This is a genomic window from Xanthomonas sp. CFBP 7698 (assembly GCF_003600855.1).
GTDB classification, from domain to species: Bacteria; Pseudomonadota; Gammaproteobacteria; order Xanthomonadales; family Xanthomonadaceae; genus Xanthomonas; species Xanthomonas cannabis.
This window is the reverse complement of record NZ_PRDN01000002.1, coordinates 1110257-1134913: the sequence shown is the minus strand read 5'-3', so window position 1 is coordinate 1134913 and position 24657 is coordinate 1110257. Positions and strand designations below refer to the sequence as shown.

The window sequence follows — 24657 nt, the reverse complement described above, 5'->3', positions numbered from 1 at the left end:
ACGATGAGCCTTCCCACCGAAACCGACACCTTGATGTTCCGCGAGGCGGCGCAGACCGCCGATGTGGTCGCTGCGCAGTTCGCGCGTAATGCCGACACCATCGCCGCGCTCGCGCAGTCGCTGCGCGACAACCCGCCACCCTTCGTGGTGACCTGCGCGCGCGGCAGCTCCGATCATGCCGCCACCTACGCCAAGTACCTGTTCGAGACGCAGCTGGGCATCGTCACCGCGTCGGCCTCGCCGTCGGTGGGCTCGGTCTATGCAGCGCCGCTGCAACTGCGTGGCGCGCTGTATATCGTGATTTCGCAATCGGGCAAGAGCCCGGACCTGCTGCGCAATGCCGAAGCCGCCAAGGCCGCCGGCGCGCGCGTAGTCGCCCTGGTCAACGTGGAAGATTCGCCGCTGGCGCAGCTGGCCGATGTGGTGATTCCGCTCGGTGCAGGCCCGGAAAAAAGCGTGGCCGCCACCAAGAGCTATCTCGCCTCGCTGGCCGCGGTACTGCAACTGGGCGCCGTGTGGAAGAACGACCCGGCCCTGCTCGCGGCAGTGGATGCGTTGCCGCAGCAACTGCGCAATGCCTGGCAGGCCGATTGGTCGGCACTGACCACCGGTTTGACGCCCGCGCATAACCTGTTCGTGCTGGGCCGCGGCCTGGGCCTGGGCGCGGCGCAGGAAGCGGCACTCAAGTTCAAGGAAACCTGCGGCCTGCATGCCGAAGCCTACAGCTCGGCCGAGGTCAAGCATGGCCCGATGGCGCTGGTGGGCCCGGGCTTCCCGGTGCTGGTGTTCGCGCAGCCCGATGAAACCGGCGCCGGTACCCGCGCGCTGGCCGAAGAATTCCGCGCACGCGGTGCGCAGGTGTGGCTGGCCGCGCCCGATGGCGATCTGCCGCTGGCCGACGCCGCGCATCCTGCCTGCGCACCGCTGCTCACCGTGCAGAGCTTCTATCGCGCGATCAATGCGCTGGCGCTGCAGCGCGGCCATAATCCCGATCTGCCGCCGCACTTGAACAAGGTTACGGAAACCGTTTGAACATGGATGCTCCCCGCACTCAGGCATTGTGCAACGCACGCGTACTCACCGACGACGGCCTGCAGGATGGCCTGGCCGTATTGCTGCACGGCACGCAGATCCAGGCGATCGTGCCGGCCGATGATGCACGCGTGGCGCAGGCGCACACGCGCATGGATCTGGGTGGCGCCACCTTGTTGCCTGGCTTCATCGACATCCAGGTCAACGGCGGCGGCGGGGTGTTGTTCAACAACGCACGCGACCCGCAGGCATTGGCCACGATCGCCGCGGCGCATCGCCGCTTCGGCACCACCGGCATGCTACCCACGCTCATCAGCGACACTGCCGAGGTGATGGCCGAAGCGATCGATGCAACGCGTCAAGCCATCGCTCAAGGCGTGCCCGGCGTGCTCGGCATCCATCTGGAAGGCCCGTACCTCAGCCCAGCGCGCAAGGGCACGCACGACGCGCACAAGTTCCGCGTGCCGGACGCGCACGAGATTGCAGTCGACACCTCGTTGGACAACGGCGTCACCCTGATCACGCTCGCGCCCGAGCGCGTGCCGCTGGACGATATCCGTGCCTTCGTTGCCGGCGGCGCGATCGTGTTCGCCGGCCACACCGCGGCGACCTACGAGCAGGCACGCGACGGGATTGCGGCCGGCGTCAGTGGTTTTACGCATGTGTACAACGCGATGTCGCAACTGGCCGGGCGCGAACCCAACGCGGTCGGCGCGGCGCTGGAAGACCCCAATGTGTGGTGCGGCGTCATCGTCGATGGCGTGCACGTGCATCCGGCCAGCCTGCGCGTTGCCCTGGCGGCCAAACCGCGCGGCAAGCTGCTCCTGGTCACCGACGCCATGCCGATGGTCGGCAGCGACAGCCCCAGCTTCGACCTGTATGGCGAGACCATCACTGCGGTGGACGGCGTGGTGCGCAATGCCGACGGCGCACTCGCCGGCTCCGCACTGGACATGGCCACCGCCGTGCGCAACAGCGTGCAATGGCTAGGCGTGGATCTGGCCGAAGCCGCACGCATGGCATCCACATATCCCGCGCAATGCATCGGCCTGGGCGACCGCCTGGGACGCATCGCGCCGGGCTACCAGGCCGACCTGGTGCTGGTGGATGCCGACGTGCAGGTGCTTGGTACCTGGGTCGCCGGGCAGCGCGACTGACCCTGCGCACGATGGTTGCGCTTGCTGTCAGGCAGGCGTCGCCGAAGTGCTGTGTCTGTATTCGGCAACACCGTGTCGCGTCTCATGGTGTCGGGCTGACGCTGGAGATTGCTCGCCGGCATGTGTGTCCAGACCCCTTCCGTCGCCACAACAGTGGTGGCACGCCTGCCAGGCACCGGTCCAGACGGCTTGCGGTGCATTCTCCGTTGCGTGTGGGTAGCGTTGCCATCCCTGCGGGCATTTTGGCCTGCTAGAGTTGCGATCAACTCCAGGACAAGGCAGTACCGATGAGCAACGCACGGATGCGCTGGTGGTGGGTGGGGTTGCTGTTCTGCATGCACGCGACCGCTGGCGCTGCGGCTCCGTGGCAGCTGGTTGCCGGCGGCACGGACTACCAATTGGATGCGGCGCAGGGTGATGTGCAGGCCGCAGAGGGCGCCCGGCTGCGTCTGAGCGCCGGTGCCAATCGCACGGCGGCGTTTGGTGCGGTGGCCGTGCATCTCGATGCCGTCGCACTGCGTGGTCAGTCGCTGGCGCTGGATGGCTTTCTGCAAACCTCCAAGGCCGTACCGGGTGCAAACCTGTGGATGCGCGCAGTCGATGCAAAGGGCAAGGTCGTGGCATTCGAAACCTCGCAATCCGAGCGGGTGAGTGGCAGCGCTCAGGCACACCGTGGCATCGAAATGCAGATTCCTGAGCAAGCAAATCGGTTGGCTGTTGGTGTCGTGCTCGCTGGTGATGGTGCTGTCGAGGTCACGCGCTTACGGCTGATCGCTCAACCTGTGGTGGATGTAGCCTCCGCGACCGAGATTCTCGACGTTGCGATTCCTGCGATCAGGGATCATGCGCTGCAGCGCAGCCGTATCGACTGGGCGGCCCGCGAGCCACAGCTGCGCGCACAGGCGGCCGGCATGCGCGAGGCCGGCGCGTATACCGCCATCGAAGCGCTGATCGCCGAGCTCGATGACGGCCACAGCTTCCTGATGCGTCCCACTGCGCACCGCCAGATGGAGGCACGCGCCGCCGCGCGACCCGCAGTGCAGGCACGCTTGCTGCCGCCGGATGTGGGCTATGTCGAGGTGATTGGCTTGATGACCTCGTCCAATGATGTCAGGGGCGCCCATCAACGCGCGCTTGCCGGCGCGCTGGATGGCATGGCATCGCAGGCGCGCTGCGGATGGATCATCGATCTGCGAAAAAACACTGGCGGCACGATGTGGCCGATGGTCAACGGGTTGCAGGCGTTACTGGGCGACCAAGTGCTCGGTTACTTTGTCGACGTGGCGGGCAAGCAAACGCCTTGGCAAGCGCGGGCCGTGCCGACTGGCGAACCGCGTCAGTCGCAGACCGGGCTCCCGGTTGCGGTGCTGATTGGTCCCAGGACGGCAAGCGCGGGTGAAATGGTCGCCATCGCATTCCGTGGCCGCCCGGCAACGCGTAGCTTCGGCCAGCCGAGTGCGGGGCAGACCACCAGCAATCGCTCAGTCGATTTGCCCGGTGGCGGCGTCCTCGCCATTGCGAGCAGCGTTTTGCTGGACCGCAATGGACAGCGTGTGGATGGCGCGCTACAGCCTGACGAGGTGCTGGGCGCGCAGACTGATCCCATCGCCACAGCAGCACAATGGCTACGTGCACAGCAGTGCACGCAGGCGCACCGAATGTAGGGCGCGGCGCGGCCTCGCATCTGGTGCCACTTCGACCGCATACACCACATCACACTGCATCAGTCCCGCACTTTGCATCGCAACATGTTTGTGCGCAGCCTTTGTAGAAGCAGGCGGCAAGGCGCAAGTGTCTGTAGGCCTGCCGAAAGGAGTGAGATCGCGATCACGCCGTCATTCCGTTATCGGCGGCGTACGCAATGCATTCCGCACAAAGACAGATGTGGATGTCGACAGGTTGACACTGCAACGTGCGGAAGGCACTTTCGCTGATAACGTTGTCAGCGAAGAGGACATCATTCCATTCAAAGACGTTGCCGGCTGATCGCTGATCGGCCTGGTGGTGTGACGCGCTCGCCATCGCAGTGCGCGTCGCTGCCCGCGATCCGGCACAGGGGACGGATTGCAGCACGGCGTGCGCATCGCGCGCCTTGTGTAACCCGAGGGTTGCACAAGGCGCATCAGCTACGAGGTCTACGCAATGCTGTCTCCCCGTATGTTCGCTTCGTCCCGTCGTGTGCAAGTGCATGCGTCCATCGCTGCGTTACGCCGCTCTCCATTGAGTGCTGCCGTCAGGCGCTTGCTTGTCGGTGGCGCGACCTTCGCCTGCGTTGCAGCGCTTCCAGCATTCGCGCAGGAACAGCCTGCACCTGCGCAGCAACAGCTCCCTACACAAACCAATCCATCGGTCTCCACCCTGGATGAAATCAAGGTGGTGGGCTACCAGGCCAGCCTGGGCAAGGCGCTCAACGTCAAGCGCAATGCCGACGCGATCGTGGATGCGATCAGCGCCGAGGATATCGGCAAGTTCCCCGATACCAATGTGGCCGAATCGTTGTCGCGGCTGTCCGGCATCACCGTGGATCGCCAGTTCGGCGAAGGCGAAAAGGTCAGCATCCTGGGTACCGATCCGGCGCTCAACCGCGTGCTGCTCAACGGGCAGACCATCGCGTCAACCAGTTGGGGCGGCGACCCCAACGACCCGGATAGCCGCTCGTTCAACTACAGCACGCTGGCGCCGGAAGTGGTGGGGCTGATGGAGGTCTACAAGACGCCGGAAGCGCGCATCGACGAAGGCTCCATCGGCGGCACGGTGATCGTGCACACGCGCAAGCCGCTGGACCTGGAGCGCAATACGCTGACCGGCACGGTGAGCTACGGCTACAACGACCGTTCCGAGGAAGGCAAACCCAACGCATCGGCGCTGTACAGCTGGAAGAACCAGGACGAAACACTTGGCGTGCTCACCTCGGTGATGCATTCGCAGCGTGTCCTGCGCCGCGACGGCGTGGAGATCTTCGGCTATGACGATGTCGCCGGCGCCGGGTTTCCGCCGGGTGTGGTCGGCAACAACACCGGCGTGTTCCCCACCTCGATCAATACCGCGCTGTTCCAGCAGACCCGCAAGCGCGACGGCGTCAGTGCGGCGCTGCAATGGAAGCCCGATGCCGACTTCGAGCTCAATCTGACCGGTTTGTACGTCAAGGAAAGCTTCGACAACTACAACCAGAGCCGCTATGGCTACTGGGGCTCCAACCCTGGCGATGCGCAGGCACTGGGCTTCGAAAATGGCGTGGCCACCTCCGGGACGTTCGGCGATCAATCCACCACGTTCCTGGATGGCTACCTGCGCAACAGCGATGTCACCACCGGCAGCATCCACCTGCGTGCAGACTGGCATGGCGATGGCTGGAATGCATCGAGCCAGGTCGGCTACACCAGCTCACAAGGCGGTGCCGAGCGCATCTACGGCATTCAGTTCCGTAACCTGGCCGGCTACAGCTATAACATCGACGGGCGCCGCACCGCGATGGACTACAGCACCGACCCCACCAACGCAGCGGCGATGCAGCTCAACAACGCCTCGGCCAGCCATAGCCCGCAGTACGACAAGGAGCGTTACCTGCAGCTGGACTTCGACCATGCGGTGGAGTGGGGGCCGTTCACCCAGATCCTCACCGGCATCAAGCTCACCAACCACGCCACCGGGCAATCGTCCTACAGCCGCACCTGGGCACCGAACGATGGCAGCACGCTGGCCGATTTCTCGCCGGGCATCACGCCATCGAGCTACCTGGACGGCCTGTCCACCAGCGCCGACATGCAGCGCTGGTCCACCATCAATCGCGGCGCCATCAGCCAGTACATCAGCGGCCTGGAAGGCGATGACGGGTTGCCGATCAGCTATGCCGGCAACTACAGCATCGAAGAACAGAACCGCGCCTGGTTCCTGCAGGGCAACTTCTCCGGCGCGCGCTATCGCGGCAATATCGGCGTGCGCTACGTGCATACGCGCGACTCCACCGATGGTTTCAGCTACGCACCGGGCGGCAGCTACACACCGGTCAACTTTCTCAGCAGCTACGGCAAATGGTTGCCGTCCTTCAACATCGCCTACGACCTGCGCGACGATCTGCTGCTGCGCTTTGCCGCCTCCAAGGTCATTGCGCGACCGCGCTACACCAACATGACCCCGTATGTGGCCACCGACGACACCACGCTGACGGCGTCCACCGGCAATCCCGGCCTGAGCCCGTACGAATCGACCAATCTGGGCGCTTCGGTCGAGTGGTACTTCTCCGACAGCAGCCTGCTCAGTGGTGAATTCTTCTCGCGCGATATCTCCAACTACATCCTGACCACGGTGCAGGACCGGGTGTTCTTCAACAACGCCACCGGTGGGTCGAGCACGTACCAGACCTCGGTGCCGACCAATGCCGGCGACGCCAAGGTGCAGGGCGTGGCGCTCAACCTGCAGCACAACTTCGGCAACGGCTTCGGCGTGGTGGCCAACTACACGTACTCCGATTCCAACACCGATGGCGATTACAGCCTGCCGTACAACTCGCGCAACGCCTACAACATCAGCCCGTATTACGAGCAGGGCAAATGGAGCGCGCGGGTCAACCTGGGCTGGCGTTCGGAATACTTCACCCAGATCGGCCGGCTCAACGGCCAGCAGATGACCGATGCGTTTACCCAGGTGGATGCCTCGTTCGGTTATCAGGCCACCGAGCGGCTACGCGTGGCGCTGGAGGCCACCAACCTGCTGGATGAAACCTACTACAGCTATATCGGCAACAAGAACCAGCCGTACTACATCTACAAGAACGGCCGCTCGTTCATGCTGAGCCTGAATTTCAAGATGTGATGGAGACGGGGCGGCTGCACGAAGCAGTCGCTCCAGCGTCGGTGCCGCACAGAGCGCAGGTCACGGCCGGCTCATCGCGTGATTAAACGGCAGTGACACACCAGCGATGGCGCAGCCCGGCAAGGCCGCTGCGCTACCGCAACCACACAGTCACGCAGTCACGTTGCGCAGCTGCCCGGCACTGCACGGCCCGTGTCGCTGAGTGCAGCCAGATCCCTGATGTGCCGCAGCGCCCGATCAAGGTGCGGCAACAGACTCCGTGCCGCCGCCGTGTCTGTCGCCGCCGCGCGCGGCAGCAATCGCGGCGATGCGTGCCCTGGCCAGTGCTTCGCCGACCTGCGGGCCTTGCAGGCCTTCGGCTGCCAGGTTGCGTGCATTGATCGCCAAGGCAGCAGCGTGCAGGCGTGTGAGTTCGGCCCCTTGCGGGTAAGGCATATCGGCGCTGCCCAGCCTGCCGCGCTTGTCGGCCTCGCACACCAGCGCCAGTTGCGCGATGCGTTCGGGCCGCCGGAACCCGTCGCAGCGCACCAGCAACTCGTGCACCGTGCGATCGCGCAGTTCCGCCAGGCGATGCACGTTGAGATGCTCGCGGCAGGCGGTGACCGCAAGCTGACGATAGTCCTGCGGCACCTTGAGGCGTTCGCACAGCGCCTGCAGCGGCGCGACCCCGCGCTGTTCGTGCATGACGTGGCGCGGCCATTGGTCCGGCGGTGTCAGCGCCTTGCCCAGATCGTGCGTCAACGCGGCAAAGCCGATCAGCGCATCGCCGGGCGCCAGCCGCGCGGCCATGTCGCTGACCATTTCCTGATGCACGCCGGTGTCCACTTCCGGATGAAACTCGGCACGTTGCGGCACGCCGTACAGTGCGTCGATCTCCGGCAGGATCACGCGTAGCGCATGCGTTTCATGCAGCGTGCGCAGAAACGCCGAGGGCCGGGCGCAGGTCAGTGCACGGCGCAGTTCCTGCCACACGCGCTCGGGCACCAGGGCGTCCAGCTCGCCGCTGGCCGCCATCTCGCGCATCAGCGCCGCGGTTTCCGGGGCGAGGCTGAAACCCAGTGGCGCCAGTCGCGCCATGAAGCGCGCGGCACGCAATACCCGCACCGGGTCTTCGACGAAGGCCGGGCCTACATGCCGCAGTACCCGTGCCTGCAGGTCGCGCGCACCGCCGTACGGGTCCACCAGCTCGCCGCTGTCTTCGTCGCGTGCGATGGCGTTGATGGTGAAGTCGCGCCGCAGCAGATCTTCTTCCAGCGTCACCGATGGATCGGCATCCACCACGAAGCCGCGGTAGCCGCGTCCGGACTTGCGCTCTGTGCGCGCCAGGGCATATTCCTCGCCGCTACGCGGATGCAGGAAGACCGGGAAGTCCTTGCCCACCGGTTTGAAGCCCTGTGCCTGCATGTGCGCCTGATCGGCGCCCACCACCACCCAGTCGCGGTCGCCGGGCGGCTGGCCAAGCAATGCATCGCGGACGGCGCCGCCAACGAGATAGATCTTCATCGCCACATGATGCCCGATGCGGTGCTTGCGTCGAAACAAGGCGCGGCCAGCGCTGTCGGGTTTTGCTTGGGTGTGGTGCCCGGCGGGAGCATCGCGTAGATATCGGTGTCTGCAAGCGATTGCTGCGGATGGATGATGCGCCGGGCGTCTGGTCTGCGACTTGGCTGCAGGGCCCTTGGCCGCCCACCATCGCGGGACACGCCGTGAATCCGTCCATGGAGGCTCTTCTGCGGCATCCATGCCGCAGAAGGTCCCGCGACGGTGGGCGGCCAAAGGCCGGTCACGATGGTCGGTGCACCACCAAGCAGTGCGTGCATTCATCGCTCTGAGCGATCCGCCCAGTGCCCGGCCCGGTGTTGCCGTCGCATCGGTGCAGCTTGCACGGATGCGTGGCCGTGCAGTTGCAGCGCACCGAGACGATCCGCTGCGTCAGATCTTGGCGCGCTGTTCCCGCAGGCCCGTCAACTGCACGGTCCAGTCGTTCAGGCGGGCACGTTCCTGTTCCACCACGGCTGCGGGCGCGTTCTGCACGAAGGTGGCATTGCCGAGCTTGCCGTTGCACTTGCCGATCTCGCCTTCCACGCGCTTGATCTCCTTGTCCAGGCGGGTGCGCTCGGCTTCCATGTCGACCAGGCCTTCCAGCGGCACCAGCAAGGTGAGCTCGCCGACGATGGCGGTGGCGGCCGGTGGCGTGTCCTGGCCGGCGTCCAGCCAGTCGATCGTCTCCAGCTTGAGCAGGAACGACAGCTGCGAGGCGAAGCGGGCAACGCGCGGGCGGTCCTCGGCGGTGCCGGCCTGCAGCAGCAGGCGCACCTGCTTGGAGGGCGGCACGTTCAATTCGCTGCGCACGCGGCGCAATGCCGACACCATCGACTTCAGCCATTCGACATCGGCGTCTGCGCTGGCGTAGCTGCTGGTGTCCACATCGCCGACCTGCGGGAAAGCCTGCAGTGAGATCGTTGCAGCGGTGATGCCCAGGCGCGGTGCAACCTGCTGCCACAGCTCTTCGGTGACGAACGGGGTCAGCGGGTGCAGCAAACGCAGCAACGCATCGAGCACGTACAGCAGGGTGTGGCGGGTGCTGGTCGCATCCGCGGCGTCCTCGCCGTTGAGCGCGGGCTTGGCCAGTTCCACGAACCAGTCGCAGAACGCATTCCAGGCGAACTCGTACAGCGACTGCGCGAGCAGGTCGAAGCGGTAGTTGGCGTAATGCGCGTGCGTTTCGGCAGTGACCTTGTCCAGCCGCGCCAGGATCCACTTCTCCGCTTCGGTACGCGGCTGCGGCACGCCGTTGAAGCGTGCGCCTTCGGTGTTCATCAGCACGAAGCGCGTGGCATTCCACAACTTGTTGCAGAAGTTCTTGTAGCCTTCGGCGCGCCCCAGGTCGAACTTGATGTCGCGGCCGTGGGTGGCGAGTGCGGCGATGGTGAAGCGCAGCGCATCCGCACCATGGGCGATGATGCCGTCCGGAAATTCCTTGCGCGTGGCTTTTTCGATCTTTTCGGCCATGCGCGGTTGCATCAAGCCATGCGTGCGCTTGGCAACCAGCGCTTCGATGCTGATGCCGTCGATGATGTCCAGCGGGTCGAGCACGTTGCCCTTGGACTTGGACATCTTCTGGCCTTGCGCATCGCGGATCAGGCCGGTGATGTAGACATCGCGGAACGGCACCTGGCCGGTGAAGCTGTCGGTGGCCATGATCATGCGCGCCACCCAGAAGAAGATGATGTCGAACCCGGTGACCAGCACGCTGGAGGGCAGATAGCGCTCGAATCCGCGCTCGGCCATCGCGGCCGCCTCCGGCCAGCCCAGGGTGGAGAACGGCCACAGCTGCGAGGAGAACCAGGTTTCCAGCACATCGCTGTCCTGATGCAACGCGATCTCTGCGCCCAGGCCATGCGTCGCTCGCACCTCGGCTTCGTCGTGGCCGACGTAATACTTGCCGGCATCGTCGAACCACGCCGGAATGCGGTGGCCCCACCACAGCTGACGGCTGATGCACCAATCCTGGATGTTCTCCATCCAATGGCGATAGGTGTTGATCCAGTTCGGCGGCACGAACTTGACCTGGCCGCTTTCGACCAGCTCCAGGCCGCGCTTGGCCAGCGCGTCCATCTTCACGAACCATTGGTCGGTGAGATAGGGCTCAATCACCTGGCCGGTGCGATCGCCGCGCGGCACCTGCAGCTTGTGCGGCTTGGTTTCCACCAGGATGCCGAGGTCTTCCAGCTCGGACAGCACCAGCTTGCGCGCGTCGTAACGATCCAGTCCGCGATAACGCTCCGGCGCGTTGTCGTTGATGGTCGCGGTAACGGTGAATAGATTGATCAACGGCAGGTCATGCCGCACACCCACCGCATAATCGTTGAAATCATGCGCAGGCGTGACCTTGACCACGCCGGTGCCGAACGCGCGGTCCACGTAATCGTCGGTGATCACCGGCACCTGGCGGCCGGTGAGCGGCAGCACGATGCGTGCGCTGTGCAGGCTGGCATAGCGCGCATCGTCCGGGTGCACCATCACCGCGGTGTCGCCCAGCATGGTTTCCGGGCGCGTGGTGGCCACCACCAAGTAGTCGCGGGTTTCGTGCAAGGTCTCGACGCCGTCGGCATCGTGCTCGATGTGTTCGTAGGTCACGCCATCGGCCAACGGGTAACGGATCGACCACAGGAACCCGTCTTCTTCGACGTTTTCCACTTCCAGATCGGAGATGGCGGTCTTCAGCACCGGGTCCCAATTGACCAGGCGTTGGCCGCGATAGATCAGGCCCTGTTCGTACCAGCGCACGAACGCTTCGTTGACCGCCGCCGAGGGCTGCGGATCCATGGTGAAGGTGCTGCGCGACCAATCGCTTGAGGTCCCCAAACGGCGCATCTGGCGCTCGATGGTGTCGCCGGATTCGGCCTTCCATTCCCACACCTTGGCGATGAACCCTTCGCGCCCCAGCGAGTCGCGCGTTTCACCGTTGCCTTCCAGCGCCAGATTGCGCGACACCACCATCTCGGTGGCGATGCCGGCATGGTCGGTACCCACCTGCCACAGCGTGTCGTAGCCGCGCATGCGGTGATAGCGCACCAGCGCATCCATCAGCGTCTGCTGAAACGCATGGCCCATGTGCAGCGTGCCGGTGACGTTCGGCGGCGGCAGCAACACGGTGTACGGCTCGCCCTTGCCGGACGGCACGAAATAACCAGCCGCCTCCCACTGCGCATACAGGCGCGATTCGAAGGAAGCGGGGTCGTAGCTGGAGGCGAGGGTGGTCATAAGGCGGGGAATGGGGAGTCGAGAATAGGGAATGGGTGAAGCCGGATGTACTGGTCGGTGACGGTCTGATGGGAGGGAGCCACGTTTCGATTCCCCATTCCCAATTCCCGATTCACATGTCGTACTTGGTCAGTTCCAGGCCCAGGGCCTTGTACTGCTTCCAGCGTTCGCGCAGCGGTTCGCGGGCGGCGGGGTCGGCGGGCACCACTTCCAGCACGCGGTCGCAGGCGCCCAGGTACGGGTCGTCGCGCAGGTTGATCACCAGCGGGCGCGAGGGTGCGGCGAATTCGGGCGCGGCGATCAGCACCGGCGCTAGTTCGTCTTCCTCGTCGGTGCCGGCGATCTGGTGCGGCACATAGGCCTCGTCATCGAACGCCCACAGCAGGTCGTCCAGCGCTTCGGCCTGCGCCGCGTCGCGGGCCAGGATCAGCGTAGGCAGGTTGGCGTCGTTGGCCTTGCGCGCCAGCTCGCAGACCAGCCGCAGCGGTTCGTTGAGGAAGCGCGGCTTGGCAATCAGATAGAAGTCGGCACGGGGCATCAGGGCAGGGAATCGGGAGAGGGGAATTGGGAATGGGCACAGCAACGCCGTGACCTCCGAGGTCGCGGCGTTGCTTGAGGATGAAGGGCTTTCACAATTCCCGATTCCCTATTCTCAATTCCCACCTTCGGCGCGGTCCAGCAACCACTGCGTCAGCAGCCCGACCGGGCGGCCGGTGGCCATGCCGCGCTTGCCTTCGTCGCTGGCCACGCCGGCGATGTCCAGGTGTGCCCAACGCTGGTTTTCGGTGAAGCGCGACAGGAAGCAACCCGCCGTGATCGCGCCGCCCCAGCGGCCGCCGATGTTGTAGACGTCGGCAAAGGTGGAATCCAGCAGGCCCTGGTATTCGTCCCACAGCGGCAGGCGCCAGGCGCGGTCGAACACGTGCTCGCCGGCGGCCAGCAATTCGTTGGCCAGGTCGTCGTGCTTGCTCATCAGGCCGGCGGTCTGGTGGCCCAGTGCCACCATGCAGGCGCCGGTCAGCGTGGCCACGTCCACCAGCGCTTCGGGGTTGAAGCGTTCGGCGTAGGTCAGCGCATCGCACAGGATCAGGCGGCCTTCGGCGTCGGTGTTACCGACCTCGATGGTCTTGCCGGACATGCTGGTGATCACGTCCGACGGGCGGTACGCATTGCCGTCGATGGCGTTCTCGACCGCCGGCACCACCACCACCAGGTTGATCGGCAGCTCGGCCTTGACCGTGGCCACGAAGGTGCCGATGACGTTGGCGCCACCGCACATGTCGTACTTCATTTCCTCGATGCCGCCCTGCGTCTTGAGGTTGACGCCGCCGGTGTCAAAGGTGATGCCCTTGCCCACCAGCACATACGGACGCGCGTCGCCGCCGCCGTTCCACTTCAGCACGATCAGGCGCGGGCGGTTGGCCGAGCCGCGCGCCACCGACAGCAGCGAGCCCATGCCCAGCGCTTCCATCTGCGCCTCGTCCAGGATCTCGGCCTCGGCGCCGGGGAACTTGCCGGCAAACGCGGCCGCGGTGTCGGCCAGGTAGGCCGGGGTGCAGTAGTTCGGCGGCAGGTTGCCCAGCTCGCGGGCGAACTCCACGCCCTCGGCGGTGGCCACGCCCACGGCCAGTGCACGGGCGTCGTCGCCGGCGATGGCCAGGGTGCTCAGGCCGCTCTCGTCGACCTTTTTCTTGCCGAGGGTGGCGGTGTAGCGGTAGGCCGCGTGGTCGCTGACGGTCACCGCCTGGCGGATGTTCCAGGCTGCATCGCGGGCCTTGACGGTCAGCTCGGTCAGGGTGAGCAGGGCGGTGCCCACCGCGCCGGTCTTCAGCGCACGGGTCGCATCGCCGATGGCCTTCAGGTAGGGCGCCACGCCGAACTTGCCGGCTTCGCCCAGCCCCACCACCAGCACGCGCGGGGCGCTGACGCCCGGCAGGTCATGGACCAGCGTGGTGCTGCCGGTCTTGCCGGTCACGTCGCCGCGTGCCACCAGGGCGCTCAGACGGCCCTGGCTGGCGCTGTCCAGCGCCTGGGCGGCAGGCGAAAGGGTCTTGTCGGCGAACACGCCAACCACGATGCAGTCGACGGCAGCGCTTGCCGGCGCGTCTTGGTTCAGGGTGAATTGCAGGGCCATTGATCAGATTCCGTAGGCAAATCCGTACAATCGCGGGCTGTTTACGCCAACCGGACTAGGCTGGCGGAGCCGCGAACGAATCCGAGAGTTTAAAACAAGCCCACCCCATGCCGAAGCTCGATCGATACCTGCTTAGCGATTTCACCCAGAGCTTCCTGGCCACCTTGATCGTGCTGCTGGTCGTCAGCGTCGGCGGTGTGCTGGTGGATATCCTCGGCAATATCGCCGACGGCCGCATCCCCGCTCGCTTGCTGCTGTCGCAGGTGGGCCTGCAGTTCGTGGCCTACCTGCCCATCATCCTGCCGCTGGCGCTGATGCTGGGCCTGTTGCTGGCGCTGGCGCGGCTGTACCGCGATTCAGAAATGGCCGTCATCACCGCCATTGGCGTGGGCCCCAGGCGCATGTTGCGGCCGATGCTGATGCTGGTGGTACCGGTGGTGGCCATCATCGGGCTGTGTTCGCTGTGGTTGGGCCCCTGGGCCAGCCGCACCGCCGAGACCATGCTGGAAGACGCCAACCGCAGCGTGCTGATGGCCGGCCTGGAGTCGGGCAAGTTCACCCCGCTGTCCGGCGGCGGCGTGGTCTACCTGACCACGATTTCGGCCGACGGCAAGGGCCTGGGCAAGGTGTTCCTGCAGCGCCAGAAGGACGACCGCATCGATGTGGTCACCGCGCAACGCGGGGCGATGTTCTTCGAAGGCAAGACCGACCGCTACCTGCGCCTGGAAGACGGCTACCGCATCGAGGGCCCGGCCGCAGGCGCCACCCTGGACTACCGCCTGATGAAGTTCGCCAGCAACGACGTGGCGCTACCCGACCGCACCCAGGTGCACGATGCCAACGACCCGGAAGTGATGTGGACCACCCAGTTGCTCAGCGATGAACGCCCGGCCGCGCGTGCGCAGCTGCACGAGCGTCTGGCGCCGCCGCTGCTGGCGCTCGCCTTTGCCCTGCTGACCCTGCCGCTGTCGCGCAGCGCGCCGCGCCAGCAGCGCTATGGCCGGATCATGCTGGCGTTCCTGGCTTACATGGTCGGCACCAATCTGATGATCGTCGGCACCCAGTGGATCGCCAACGGCAAGACCCCGGCCGCGCTGGGCCTGTGGTGGCTGACCCTGCCGCTGCTGGGCGTGGCGATCTGGGCATATGCGCGCGATGGCCGCGTGCGTCGGCCGAGGGTGCGCGCATGAGGCTGATGCCGCGGGTCCACGATTGGTATGTCGGTCGGGTGGTGTTGTTCACCGTGCTGCTGACCTGGGCGGTGCTGTTGGGCCTGGACCTGGTCAATGCGTTTGCCAGCGAAGCCAAGAGCATCGGGCAGGGCAGCTACAGCTTCGGGCATGCGGTGGCCTATGTGGCGTATACCGTGCCGCGCCGGGCTTACACCTTGTTCCCCACCGCCGCCGTCATCGGCGCCCTGATGGGCCTGGGCCAGTTGGCGGCAACCTCGGAATTGACCGCGCTGCGTGCGCTGGGCGTGTCGCGCAAGCGCATGTCCGCCTCGGTGGTGGCCGCAATGGCGCTGCTGACCGCAGGCATGGTGATCAGTGGCGAGACGATCGGGCCATGGGCCCAGAACCAGGCCGACACGCTCAAGACCAGCGCGCGCTACAACAGCAACATGGCAATGGCGCGCTACTCGGGGCTGTGGGCGCGCGAGGGCGACACCTTCCTCAATGCACTCAGCGGCGAAGAAAAACTGCTCGAGGGCGGCGGTACCGCGCTGGCCCTGCACGACGTGCGCCTGTATCACCTGGATGCCAGCGGCCGCATGCAGCAGCTGACCTACGCAGCGGTGGCCGAGCACCGTGACGGCCGCTGGACCTTGCACCAGGTGCGCCGCGATACCTTCCAGGAACGCTCGGTGCAACGCGAAACCTTCCCGGAACTACCCTGGCAGTCGCAGCTGAGTCCTGCGGCGCTGGCGGCCGGACTGGCCAAGCCGCGCAATCTTTCGGCCCACGAACTGCAGCAGAGCATCGAGTACCGGCGCCGCAATGGCCTGGATGCGCGCGATTACGAAGACCAGTACTGGAGTCGCTGGTTCTACCCGCTCAACGTGCTGGCGCTGTGCATGGCGGCCATCCCGTTTTCGTTCGGCTCGCTGCGCAGCGGTGGTCTGGGCAAACGCCTGTTCCTGGGCATCCTGTTTGCACTGGGATTCTGGCTGCTGCAGCTGTTCTTCGGCCGCATGGCCGGCGCGCTCAAGCTGGACTACCGCATCGCCTACGCATTGCCGCCGATGGTGATGCTGGGGGTGTCGGTGTGGTTGTTCAGGCGACGCAGTAGCTAAACGCTGCCGCTGGCGCGATGCCGTGTGTGCCGCAGGGCATTGCTGGTCCGTTACGCCGCGTCCGCTGGCGCGGCACGCCTGCAAGCTGGGTGATGACGTGCTAGCAAATGGCGCCGTATGCGTCGCGTAAGTATCGGTGGGCTGCTGCTGTGTCTGCCTTATCTGGCGGTAACCCTGCTGTGCGTCTGGGCCGCCAATGCGAGCACCGACCCGAAGGGGAACTTCGTCCTGTTGCAGCTGCCGCTCACGCCGCAGCTGGAGGTGGTGCATGCAGTGGGCGCGACGGCCTTTCTGGAGCATCTCTCCTGGGCGTGGGCATACGCCCTGTTGTATCCGCCGATGCTGGCGGGTCTGTACCTGCTTGGTTACGGGCTGCAAGCACTGATCGAGCGGCCTTCTGCCGACTTTTAGGCACCAGCGAAGGTGGGTGCTGGCCGCCTTGCTGGACACGCGGTGCTGGCGGGCACGCCTTGAGGGGCAGTGCGGTTGAGTGCAGACGCGTCACGCACGCCACTGCCGTGTCGACGACGATGGTGCAGTGGGGACGGTTATCGGGGTTGATGGTCTGGCTTGATGCGGCGCTCCAGCCGGGTGCCACTCGCACGGTCATGCCAGGTCAGGCGCTCGCGATCCAGCCATGCCCACCAGAATCCGGCGCCGCCCAGCATCAGCGACAGCGTGCCCACTGCATAACGCATCCAGGCCTGTCGCCAGCTGGGTGATGGCCCTTGCAGCTGCAGTCGCCACGGGCGCATGCCCAGGGTCTGCCCACCGCGCCGCCAGCTCACCGTGGCGTAGATCCCGCCGGCGACCCAGCAGCACAGCCACAGCAGCCACTGCCAACTGCTGAAGGGAGCGATGTTTTCGCGCGCCGGGTGCCCGGCGAGCGTAAAGCCCAGCGTGAACGCGGCGGAGATCAGCATCGACAGCGCCAGCACCGGCCAGGCGTCGTAGCACAGCGCCAGCAGTCGCCAGCCCACCAGGGCGGGGGGCCGTGCAACGCGAGGCGACGGGATCGAGGTCATGGCGCGAGCATAGCGGCCGGCAGGCACGGCGCAACGCTGCGCTGCGGTGACGGCGATCCGGGGCGTGCACGTGCTGCGCCATCGCTACATCGCGCCGCGCCAGGCGTCTCGATCGGGCGCGTGCCTGTGCCCAGCGTCTGCCTGCCGTGGTGCCGGCTCGCGGCGCGTAGACCGCCGCATTCCCGCCACACCGCTGCCGGTTGTCGGTCTCTCAGCAGGTGACGAGGTCGGTCATGCCTGGCACAGCCGTTTGGCGCAGCGGCATCACGATGCCGCGCATCCAGGCAGGCTGTGTGCAGGCGACAGCCAGCGCAGCGCCCCTCAACCGCGCCGCCCGTTATGCTGTTGCGATGTCAGCCAGCAGTCCCGCCGAACGCCGCCAGCTTGCCCAGCAGTTGCCCCCCGTCCAGGCGGCCGACGCCGCGGCCATCGAGCGCTTTCTAGATCGGTTGTGGGCCGAACAGGGCGTGGCGCGGCAGACCCTGGAGAGCTACCGGCGCGATCTGGAGGGCCTGGCACGCTGGCGCGATGGTGCCGGCGGCGGCCTGCTCGGCGTCGACCGCGCGGTGTTGTTCGACTATCTGCGCTGGCGCACCGAGGTGCGTTATTCGCCGCGCAGCAATGCCCGGCTGTTGTCGACCTTGCGCGCCTTCTACGGCCTGTGCCTGCGCGATGGCGTGCGCAGCGACGACCCCACCACGCTGCTGGACCCGCCGCGATTGCCGCGCTCGCTGCCCAAGGCGCTGACCGAAACCCAGATCGAGGCCTTGCTGGCCGCGCCCGACATCCAGACGCCGCTCGGCCTGCGCGACCGCGCCATGCTCGAGCTGATGTACGCGGCCGGGCTGCGGGTCAGCGAGCTGGTCACGCTGCCGGCGGTGGGCGTCAACCTGCGCCAGGGCGTGCTGCGCGTCACCGGCAAGGGCAGCAAGGAGCGCCTGGTGCCGTTGGGCGAGGAATCGCAGCATTGGCTGGAACGCTATCTGCGCGAGGCGCGCACGCTGCTGGCCGACGGGAAGCCGGTACCCGCCGTGGACGGGCAGGTGCCCCTGTTCATCGACGCTGCGCGCCAGCCGCCCAGCCGCCAGCAGTTCTGGTCGCTGGTCAAACGCTACGCGGCGCTGGCCGGCATCGACCCGGCAACGGTCAGCCCGCACGGCCTGCGGCATAGCTTTGCGACCCATCTGCTCAACCATGGCGCCGACCTGCGCGCGCTGCAGATGCTGTTGGGCCACAGCTCGCTGTCCACCACCCAGATCTACACGCTGGTCGCACGGCAGCACCTGCAGACGCTGCATGCCAGGCATCACCCGCGCGGCTAGCGGGGTGTTGCCGGGACCGCCCCGTCGCCTGCACCCGCGTTCCCCGAGGATCGATGGCGCCGGTCGCGCAATTGGCAGCGCCCGCGGGCCTGCCGCGCATGCCCGACGTCGAATGGTCACGAACCTACCGGCTGGCGAACGAACAAACTGTCGCGGCCGCTGCCTGGCTTCATCTGCCCTGTGCGAGAATCCAGCCACCCCATTCCACTGGATGCGTGAATGTATCGTCTTGCCATCGCCGCACTGCTGGGTGCCCTCAGCCTCACCGCCTGCGCGCAATCCTCGCAGCCCGCGGCAAGCAACGCTGGCGCCAAGCCGGCCGCCACCGCGCCTGCCGCTGCCGGCAATGTGGATCAGCGTGTGGGCGCGGCGCTCAAGGCGCTGGACCCGGATTTCAAGCCCGACTACATCGGCGCCGCGCCGTTCCCCGGCTTCCGCGAAGTGGTGGTCGGTGGGCAGGTGCTGTACGTCAGCGATGATGGCCGCTACCTGATCCAGGCCCAGCCGTTCGACATCCAGAACAAGCAGTTCGCGGCCAGCCCCGGCCTGCTGGCCTATCGGCGGAAGCAGCTGGACACCGTGCCCAAGGCCGATCGCATCGTGTTCGCGCCGGCCAACCCGAAGTACACCGTCACCGTCTTCACCGACGTGGAGTGCGGCTACTGCCGCAAGCTGCACAGCGAGATCGGCGAGCTAAACAAGCAGGGCATCGCCGTGGAATACCTGGCGTTCCCGCGCATGGGGCTGGGCAGCCAGGACCACAAGGAAATGATTGCGGTCTGGTGTGCGGCCGACCGTAAGCAGGCGCTCACCGCCGCCAAGTCCGGCCAATCGGTGGCGTCCAAGGACTGCAAGAACCCGGTATCGATGGAATACACGCTGGGCCAGCGCCTGGGCGTCAATGGCACCCCGGCGATCTTTGCACCGGACGGGACCCAGCTCGGTGGCTACCTGCCGCCGGCGCAGTTGCGTGAAGCGCTGGAAAAGCGTGCCGTGACCACGGCGGGCGGCAGCCTCTGAGGCGGGCTCGGCCCTGATCATCGCGGCGCCTCGCCGATGGCGCCGTCGCGGTGGTGGTCTGTGCAATGACAAAGGCCCGGGTGTCCGCATCCGGGCCTTTGCTGTTAAAAGCGGTGGGACGCCATCTGGCCATCACATGCTGCCGCCCGGCGCTACACGCCGGCATGGGCGCGGGTAGCGCAGAGGCCTGCATGCCTGACGATTCCGACTCCCGACTCCCCATTCCCCATTCCCCATTCCCGATTCCCCATTCCCGATTCCCCATTCCCGATTCCCGATTCCCGATTCCCGATTCCCGATTCCCGATTCCCGATCCGTAACGCCGCACACCCGACCAACGCCGACCCACCGGCTCCGTTACAATCTGCAGCCCCGTTTCTGACACGGTTCCCCGGACATGATGGTCCTCGAGGGCGCTTCCGCCCTTTCGCCGTTCCGCCGCGCTCGGCTCGAAACCCGCCTGCAAACCCTCGTTCCCGCGCTGCGCATCACCGGCGCCTGGCACGTGTACTTCATCCGCGCCGAAGCCGGGCAAGCGCCCGATCAAGCCACCTTGCAGCGGATCCTGCAGGCCGACGCCGCCCCTGCGCCACGCGACGCGGATGCCTCCTCGCGCTATGTGGTCCCGCGGCTGGGCACGCTGTCGCCGTGGTCCAGCAAGGCCACCGAACTGGTGCGCGGCGCCGGGCAGCCGATCCAACGCGTGGAACGCGGCACCCGCATCGACCTGGCCGGCTGGCCAGAGGACGCGGCCGCGCAGGCTGCCGTGGCCAAGCTGCTGCACGACCCGATGACGCAGTCGCTGCTTGGCTCGGCCGCCGCTGCCGAGGCACTGTTCAACGTGCCCGACCCGGGCCAGTTGCAACGCGTGCCGCTGGACGCGCTGGAGCAGGCCAATCGCGACCTGGGCCTGGCGCTGGCGCAGGACGAGATCGACTACCTGCGCGAACGCTTCGCCGCGCTTGGGCGCGACCCGGCCGATGTCGAACTGATGATGTTCGCCCAGGCCAATTCCGAGCATTGCCGGCACAAGATCTTCAACGCCAGCTGGACCATCGACGGCAAGCCGCAGGAACGCTCGCTGTTCCGCATGATCAAGCACACCCACCAGCAGACCCCGCAGCACACCTTGTCCGCCTACAGCGACAACGCGGCGGTAGTGGAAGGCGTGCCGGCCGCGCGCTATCGCCCGGACCCGGCCAGTGGCGAGTACCGCAGCGAAGCGGTGCTGCCGTCGGCCTTCGCGATCAAGGTGGAAACGCATAACCACCCCACCGCGATCGCGCCATTCCCCGGTGCGGCCACCGGTGCGGGCGGCGAGATTCGCGACGAGGGCGCCACCGGCCGCGGCGGCAAGCCCAAGGCAGGCCTGACCGGGTTTTCGGTGTCGCACCTGCGCATTCCCACCCTGCCGCAGCCGTGGGAAGCGCCGCGCGCGCTGAACCCGCGCATGGCGCCGGCGCTGGACATCATGCTCGACGGCCCGCTCGGCGGCGCGGCCTTCAACAACGAATTCGGCCGGCCCAACCTGCTCGGCTATTTCCGCAGTTTCGAGCTTGCAGAAGGCCCGGGCCTGACCCGCGCCTACGACAAACCCATCATGCTGGCCGGTGGCCTGGGCGCAATCGATCGCAACCAGGTCGAAAAGCTGCGCCTGCAGCCGGGCGATGCGGTGATCGTGCTGGGCGGCCCGGCGATGCTGATCGGCCTGGGCGGTGGTGCGGCCAGTTCGGTGGCTGCCGGCGACAGCGCCGAAGCGCTGGATTTCGCCAGCGTGCAGCGCGAAAACCCGGAAATGGAGCGCCGCTGCCAGGAGGTCATCGACCGCTGCGTGGCGCTGGGTGTCGACAACCCGATCCGCTGGTTCCACGACGTGGGCGCGGGCGGCTTGTCCAACGCCATTCCCGAGTTGCTGCACGACTCCGGCGTGGGCGGCATCATCGACCTGGGCCGCGTGCTCACCGACGACCCCTCGCTGTCGCCGCTGGAACTGTGGTGCAACGAATCGCAGGAACGCTATGTGCTCGGCGTGCCGCAGGCGCGCCTGGAAGAATTCGCCGCCATCTGCGCCCGCGAACGCTGCCCGTTCGCCGCAGTCGGCATGGCGACGGCCGAGGAGCGGCTGATGGTCGGATACGGCGTCCTGGACGCCGGGAATGGGGAATCGGGAATCGGGAATGGCAACGGCGCATTGCCGGCGACCGATGCCGCTTCTCACCAATCCCCAATCCCGACTCCCGGCTCCCAGCTTCCCATCGATCTGCCCATGGACGTGCTGTTCGGCAAGGCGCCGAAGATGCATCGCGATGCCGTGCATCCGCCGGCGCCGCAGTGGCCGGTGTTGCAGACCGCCTCGCTGGAACTGCAGCAGGCCGGTTTGCGCGTGCTGGCGCATCCCACCGTGGCATCCAAGAGTTTTCTGGTCACCATCGGCGACCGCAGCGTGGGCGGGTTGACTGCGCGCGAGCAGATGATCGGGCCGTGGCAGCTGCCGCTGGCCGATTGCGCGATCACCCTGGCCGGCTTCGACACATTCGAAGGCGAGGCGATGTCGATCGGCGAGCGCACCCCGCTGGCACTGTTGAATGCGGCCGCTTCCGCACGCATGGCGGTGGGCGAAGCGATCACCAACCTGTGCGCCGCCCCGGTGCAGCGGCTGGACAGCATCAAGCTCTCGGCCAACTGGATGGCCGCCGCCGGCCACAACGGCGAAGACGCCCTGCTGTACGACGCGGTGCGCGCGGTCGGCATGGAACTATGCCCGGCGCTGGAGCTGAGCATTCCGGTGGGCAAGGACTCGCTGTCGATGCAGGCGCAGTGGGTTGCCGGGAATGGGGAATCGGGAATCGGGAATGGCGAAACGCCACAGCCCTCCGCCCCTACCATTCCCGATTCCCGACTCCCGATTCCCGGTGAAACGCTGAAAAGCGTTTCACCGGTTTCGCTGATCATCAGCGCCTTTGCGCCGGTCGGCGATGTGCGCCGACAGTTGACGCCGTTGTTGCGCAACGACGAAGAGAGCGAGCTGTGGTTGATCGGGCTGGGTGGCGGCAAGCAGCGTCTGGGTGGATCGGTGCTGGCGCAGGTGTATGCCGATGACGCGGCGTTGCCGGCGTTTGGCGGCGAAGTGCCTGACCTGGACGATGCGCAGCGGCTGCGCAGCTTCTTTGAGCTGATTGGCGATGCACGCGAGAGCGGTCTGCTGCTGGCGTACCACGACCGCAGCGATGGCGGCGCGTTTGCGGCGCTGTGCGAGATGGCGTTCGCGTCGCGTCAGGGCCTGGACATCACCCTGGATGCATGGGGCGAGGACGCATTCCGTAGCCTGTTCAACGAAGAGCTCGGTGCGGTGGTGCAGATCGCCAGCGAAGATCGCGCCGCGTTCGCCGATCTGGTCGAGCGGCACGCCTTGACCGAATGCGCGCAGCGCATTGCACGCCCCACCGGCACGCCGCGCATCCGCGTGAGCGGGCAGGGCCGCGTGCTGGCCGAATGGCGCTGGGAAGAGCTGTTCGATGCGTGGTGGTCGGTGACCCATGCCATGCAGAAGCTGCGCGACAACCCGGACAGCGCCGACGAAGAGCGCGCGCTGGCGCGCGATTTCCAGGCGCCCGGCCTGCGTCCGAAATTGGTGTTCGACCCCTCGGAAGATGTGGCGGCGCCGTTCGTGGCCACCGGTGCGCGGCCCAAGGTGGCGATCCTGCGCGAGCAGGGCGTCAACGGGCAGATCGAAATGGCTTACAACTTCGAGCGCGCCGGTTTCCGCGCCTACGACGTGCACATGAGCGATCTGATCGAAGGCCGCGTGGAGTTGAGCGAGTTCGTCGGCTTCGCAGCGTGCGGCGGTTTCAGCTACGGCGACGTGCTGGGTGCCGGGCGTGGCTGGGCAACCTCGATCCTGGAGCGGTCGGCATTGCGCGATGCGTTTGCCGCATTCTTTGCGCGGGGCGATACGTTCGCGCTGGGTGTGTGCAATGGCTGCCAGATGTTGAGCCAGCTCAAGGACATCATTCCCGGCGCCGAGCATTGGCCGCGCTTTTTGCGCAACCGCAGCGAGCAGTTCGAAGCGCGCACGGCGTTGCTGGAAGTGGTGGAGTCGCCGTCGATCTTCCTGCGTGGTATGGCCGGTTCGCGGATTCCGGTGGCGGTGGCGCACGGCGAAGGCCGGGCCGAGTTCGAGACTGCCGTGGACCAGGCCGCCGCGCGCGTGGCCTTGCGTTTCGTCGATGGCGACGGCGCAGCGGCCTTGCGTTACCCGCTCAATCCGAACGGCTCGCCGGACGGCATCACCGGGCTGACCAGCACCGATGGCCGCGCCACCATCCTGATGCCGCATCCCGAGCGCACCCCACGCACGGCGAACCTGAGTTGGCATCCGGCCGACTGGGGCGACGATTCGCCGTGGCTGCGGATGTTCCGCAACGCGCGCGTCTGGTGCGGCTGATGGCTGCACGCCGCGCGCGCTGACCCGGGCGCGCGGCGATCCGGCTGCATTTGGCGCACGCCGTGCGGCCGGCGCGGGAACCAGCCGCATGCCGGCCGATTGCCGGAACCAGCCGGGTGAGCGACGGACGTCGCCCGCTGCCAGCGCCATCATTCACGGCCGTGTGCAGCCCTGCGCGCGGCCGTTGTCGTTTGTGCGATGGCCTGACATCGGCGTTCGCCAGGCGCGCCGCGTGCTGGCAGCGATGTCCCTGCGCCAGTGATTGATGGCGCCCGCTGGGCGGCCAGCGCGACCGCTGCGCCGTGATACCTGCTGCGCCGGGCCTGGCGCGGGGCCGGCCAGCACGACAGCCGAGCGCACTCCGCACCCCACCCCGACCGCCCACGGCCTCCAGCAGATCGAAGCGCAAGCGCGCTGCGCGATGCCGGTCTGCAGGTGGCGTGGAGATCGTATGCAAGTAAATGAAAACGCCGGTACGTGGTATTTTTTAAGTAACTAATAAAAATACTAGTTTTTCATGGGTGGATGGTCGCCACTTCGATAATGCGACGTCTAGCGCATTTGAATACTGTGTTTTTCAATAGATTCATCTGGCGTTATCCATTTGCGGAATTTCCGCATTATCTGCTGCATCCGTTTATTTACTTGATT

Annotated in this window: 15 protein-coding genes; 10 read left to right on the top strand and 5 right to left on the bottom strand. The window is 66.4% G+C overall.

Going from position 1 to position 24657, the window contains the following annotated elements:
* Positions 1-3 precede the first annotated feature (3 nt).
* The 4 genes from XnspCFBP7698_RS12965 (at position 4) to XnspCFBP7698_RS12945 (ending at position 7001) form a co-directional block, all read left to right on the top strand.
* The gene (locus tag XnspCFBP7698_RS12965; protein WP_104579121.1) at positions 4-1032 is read left to right on the top strand and encodes an SIS domain-containing protein; all 1029 of its coding nucleotides are present in this window, start codon (positions 4-6) and stop codon (positions 1030-1032) included.
* Positions 1033-1034: 2 nt separating this feature from the next.
* On the top strand, positions 1035-2189 hold the full coding sequence (gene nagA / locus XnspCFBP7698_RS12960) for an N-acetylglucosamine-6-phosphate deacetylase (protein WP_104579120.1): 1155 nt from the start codon (positions 1035-1037) through the stop codon (positions 2187-2189).
* A gap of 398 nt (positions 2190-2587) precedes the next feature.
* Positions 2588-3853, top strand: coding sequence for a S41 family peptidase (locus tag XnspCFBP7698_RS12955; RefSeq protein WP_233548963.1), 1266 nt, complete (start codon positions 2588-2590; stop codon positions 3851-3853).
* A 478-nt stretch (positions 3854-4331) separates the two neighbouring features.
* The gene (locus tag XnspCFBP7698_RS12945) at positions 4332-7001 is read left to right on the top strand and encodes a TonB-dependent receptor (RefSeq protein WP_199680150.1); all 2670 of its coding nucleotides are present in this window, start codon (positions 4332-4334) and stop codon (positions 6999-7001) included.
* 237 nt (positions 7002-7238) lie between these two features.
* On the opposite strand, the gene XnspCFBP7698_RS12940 is transcribed toward XnspCFBP7698_RS12945, so the two are convergent.
* The 4 genes from XnspCFBP7698_RS12940 to XnspCFBP7698_RS12920 form a co-directional block, all read right to left on the bottom strand.
* Positions 7239-8504: a multifunctional CCA addition/repair protein gene (locus XnspCFBP7698_RS12940; protein ID WP_047697100.1), complete on the bottom strand. Its 1266-nt coding sequence runs from the start codon at positions 8502-8504 to the stop codon at positions 7239-7241.
* Between the two features lie 429 nt (positions 8505-8933).
* On the bottom strand, positions 8934-11768 hold the full coding sequence (locus tag XnspCFBP7698_RS12930; RefSeq protein ID WP_104579116.1) for a valine--tRNA ligase: 2835 nt from the start codon (positions 11766-11768) through the stop codon (positions 8934-8936).
* A gap of 112 nt (positions 11769-11880) precedes the next feature.
* A complete protein-coding gene (locus XnspCFBP7698_RS12925) occupies positions 11881-12306 on the bottom strand; it encodes a DNA polymerase III subunit chi (protein WP_047697096.1) in 426 nt (141 codons plus the stop codon).
* 114 nt (positions 12307-12420) lie between these two features.
* The gene (locus XnspCFBP7698_RS12920) at positions 12421-13902 is read right to left on the bottom strand and encodes a leucyl aminopeptidase (RefSeq protein WP_047697094.1); all 1482 of its coding nucleotides are present in this window, start codon (positions 13900-13902) and stop codon (positions 12421-12423) included.
* A gap of 107 nt (positions 13903-14009) precedes the next feature.
* On the opposite strand from XnspCFBP7698_RS12920, the gene lptF reads away from it, so the two are divergent.
* The 3 genes from lptF (at position 14010) to XnspCFBP7698_RS12905 (ending at position 16606) form a co-directional block, all read left to right on the top strand.
* Positions 14010-15092, top strand: a complete 1083-nt coding sequence (gene lptF / locus XnspCFBP7698_RS12915) for an LPS export ABC transporter permease LptF (protein ID WP_039413717.1) — start codon at positions 14010-14012, stop codon at positions 15090-15092.
* Complete coding sequence (lptG, locus tag XnspCFBP7698_RS12910) at positions 15089-16195, top strand: LPS export ABC transporter permease LptG (protein ID WP_047697090.1); 1107 nt, start codon at positions 15089-15091, stop codon at positions 16193-16195. The genes lptF and lptG overlap by 4 nt, the downstream gene beginning before the upstream one ends.
* 117 nt (positions 16196-16312) lie before the next feature.
* Entirely contained in the window at positions 16313-16606 is a 294-nt protein-coding gene (locus tag XnspCFBP7698_RS12905; RefSeq protein WP_104579115.1) for a hypothetical protein, read from the top strand.
* Positions 16607-16743: 137 nt separating this feature from the next.
* On the opposite strand, the gene XnspCFBP7698_RS12900 is transcribed toward XnspCFBP7698_RS12905, so the two are convergent.
* Positions 16744-17220, bottom strand: a complete 477-nt coding sequence (locus XnspCFBP7698_RS12900; protein ID WP_104579114.1) for an RDD family protein — start codon at positions 17218-17220, stop codon at positions 16744-16746.
* A gap of 350 nt (positions 17221-17570) precedes the next feature.
* On the opposite strand from XnspCFBP7698_RS12900, the gene xerD reads away from it, so the two are divergent.
* The 3 genes from xerD to purL all read left to right on the top strand — a co-directional run bounded on the left by xerD (position 17571) and on the right by purL (position 24006).
* Positions 17571-18542 carry a site-specific tyrosine recombinase XerD gene (xerD, locus tag XnspCFBP7698_RS12895; protein ID WP_104579406.1) on the top strand — a complete coding sequence of 324 codons (972 nt, stop codon included), beginning with the start codon at positions 17571-17573 and terminating at the stop codon, positions 18540-18542.
* 219 nt (positions 18543-18761) lie between these two features.
* Entirely contained in the window at positions 18762-19562 is an 801-nt protein-coding gene (locus XnspCFBP7698_RS12890) for a DsbC family protein (RefSeq protein WP_104579113.1), read from the top strand.
* A gap of 397 nt (positions 19563-19959) precedes the next feature.
* Positions 19960-24006 carry a phosphoribosylformylglycinamidine synthase gene (gene purL / locus XnspCFBP7698_RS12875; RefSeq protein WP_104579112.1) on the top strand — a complete coding sequence of 1349 codons (4047 nt, stop codon included), beginning with the start codon at positions 19960-19962 and terminating at the stop codon, positions 24004-24006.
* The last annotated feature ends 651 nt before the right edge of the window (positions 24007-24657 follow it).

What these genes read in the sequence shown, in the direction of transcription:
- XnspCFBP7698_RS12965 (WP_104579121.1), top strand. Translation starts at nt 4, where the DNA reads ATGAGCCTTCCCACCGAAACCGACACCTTGATGTTCCGCGAGGCGGCG.
- nagA (WP_104579120.1), top strand. Translation starts at nt 1,035, where the DNA reads ATGGATGCTCCCCGCACTCAGGCATTGTGCAACGCACGCGTACTCACC.
- XnspCFBP7698_RS12945 (WP_199680150.1), top strand. Translation starts at nt 4,332, where the DNA reads ATGCTGTCTCCCCGTATGTTCGCTTCGTCCCGTCGTGTGCAAGTGCAT.
- XnspCFBP7698_RS12940 (WP_047697100.1), bottom strand. Translation starts at nt 8,504, where the DNA reads ATGAAGATCTATCTCGTTGGCGGCGCCGTCCGCGATGCATTGCTTGGC.
- XnspCFBP7698_RS12930 (WP_104579116.1), bottom strand. Translation starts at nt 11,768, where the DNA reads ATGACCACCCTCGCCTCCAGCTACGACCCCGCTTCCTTCGAATCGCGC.
- XnspCFBP7698_RS12925 (WP_047697096.1), bottom strand. Translation starts at nt 12,306, where the DNA reads ATGCCCCGTGCCGACTTCTATCTGATTGCCAAGCCGCGCTTCCTCAAC.
- XnspCFBP7698_RS12920 (WP_047697094.1), bottom strand. Translation starts at nt 13,902, where the DNA reads ATGGCCCTGCAATTCACCCTGAACCAAGACGCGCCGGCAAGCGCTGCC.
- lptF (WP_039413717.1), top strand. Translation starts at nt 14,010, where the DNA reads ATGCCGAAGCTCGATCGATACCTGCTTAGCGATTTCACCCAGAGCTTC.
- lptG (WP_047697090.1), top strand. Translation starts at nt 15,089, where the DNA reads ATGAGGCTGATGCCGCGGGTCCACGATTGGTATGTCGGTCGGGTGGTG.
- XnspCFBP7698_RS12905 (WP_104579115.1), top strand. Translation starts at nt 16,313, where the DNA reads ATGCGTCGCGTAAGTATCGGTGGGCTGCTGCTGTGTCTGCCTTATCTG.
- XnspCFBP7698_RS12900 (WP_104579114.1), bottom strand. Translation starts at nt 17,220, where the DNA reads ATGACCTCGATCCCGTCGCCTCGCGTTGCACGGCCCCCCGCCCTGGTG.
- xerD (WP_104579406.1), top strand. Translation starts at nt 17,571, where the DNA reads ATGTCAGCCAGCAGTCCCGCCGAACGCCGCCAGCTTGCCCAGCAGTTG.
- XnspCFBP7698_RS12890 (WP_104579113.1), top strand. Translation starts at nt 18,762, where the DNA reads ATGTATCGTCTTGCCATCGCCGCACTGCTGGGTGCCCTCAGCCTCACC.
- purL (WP_104579112.1), top strand. Translation starts at nt 19,960, where the DNA reads ATGATGGTCCTCGAGGGCGCTTCCGCCCTTTCGCCGTTCCGCCGCGCT.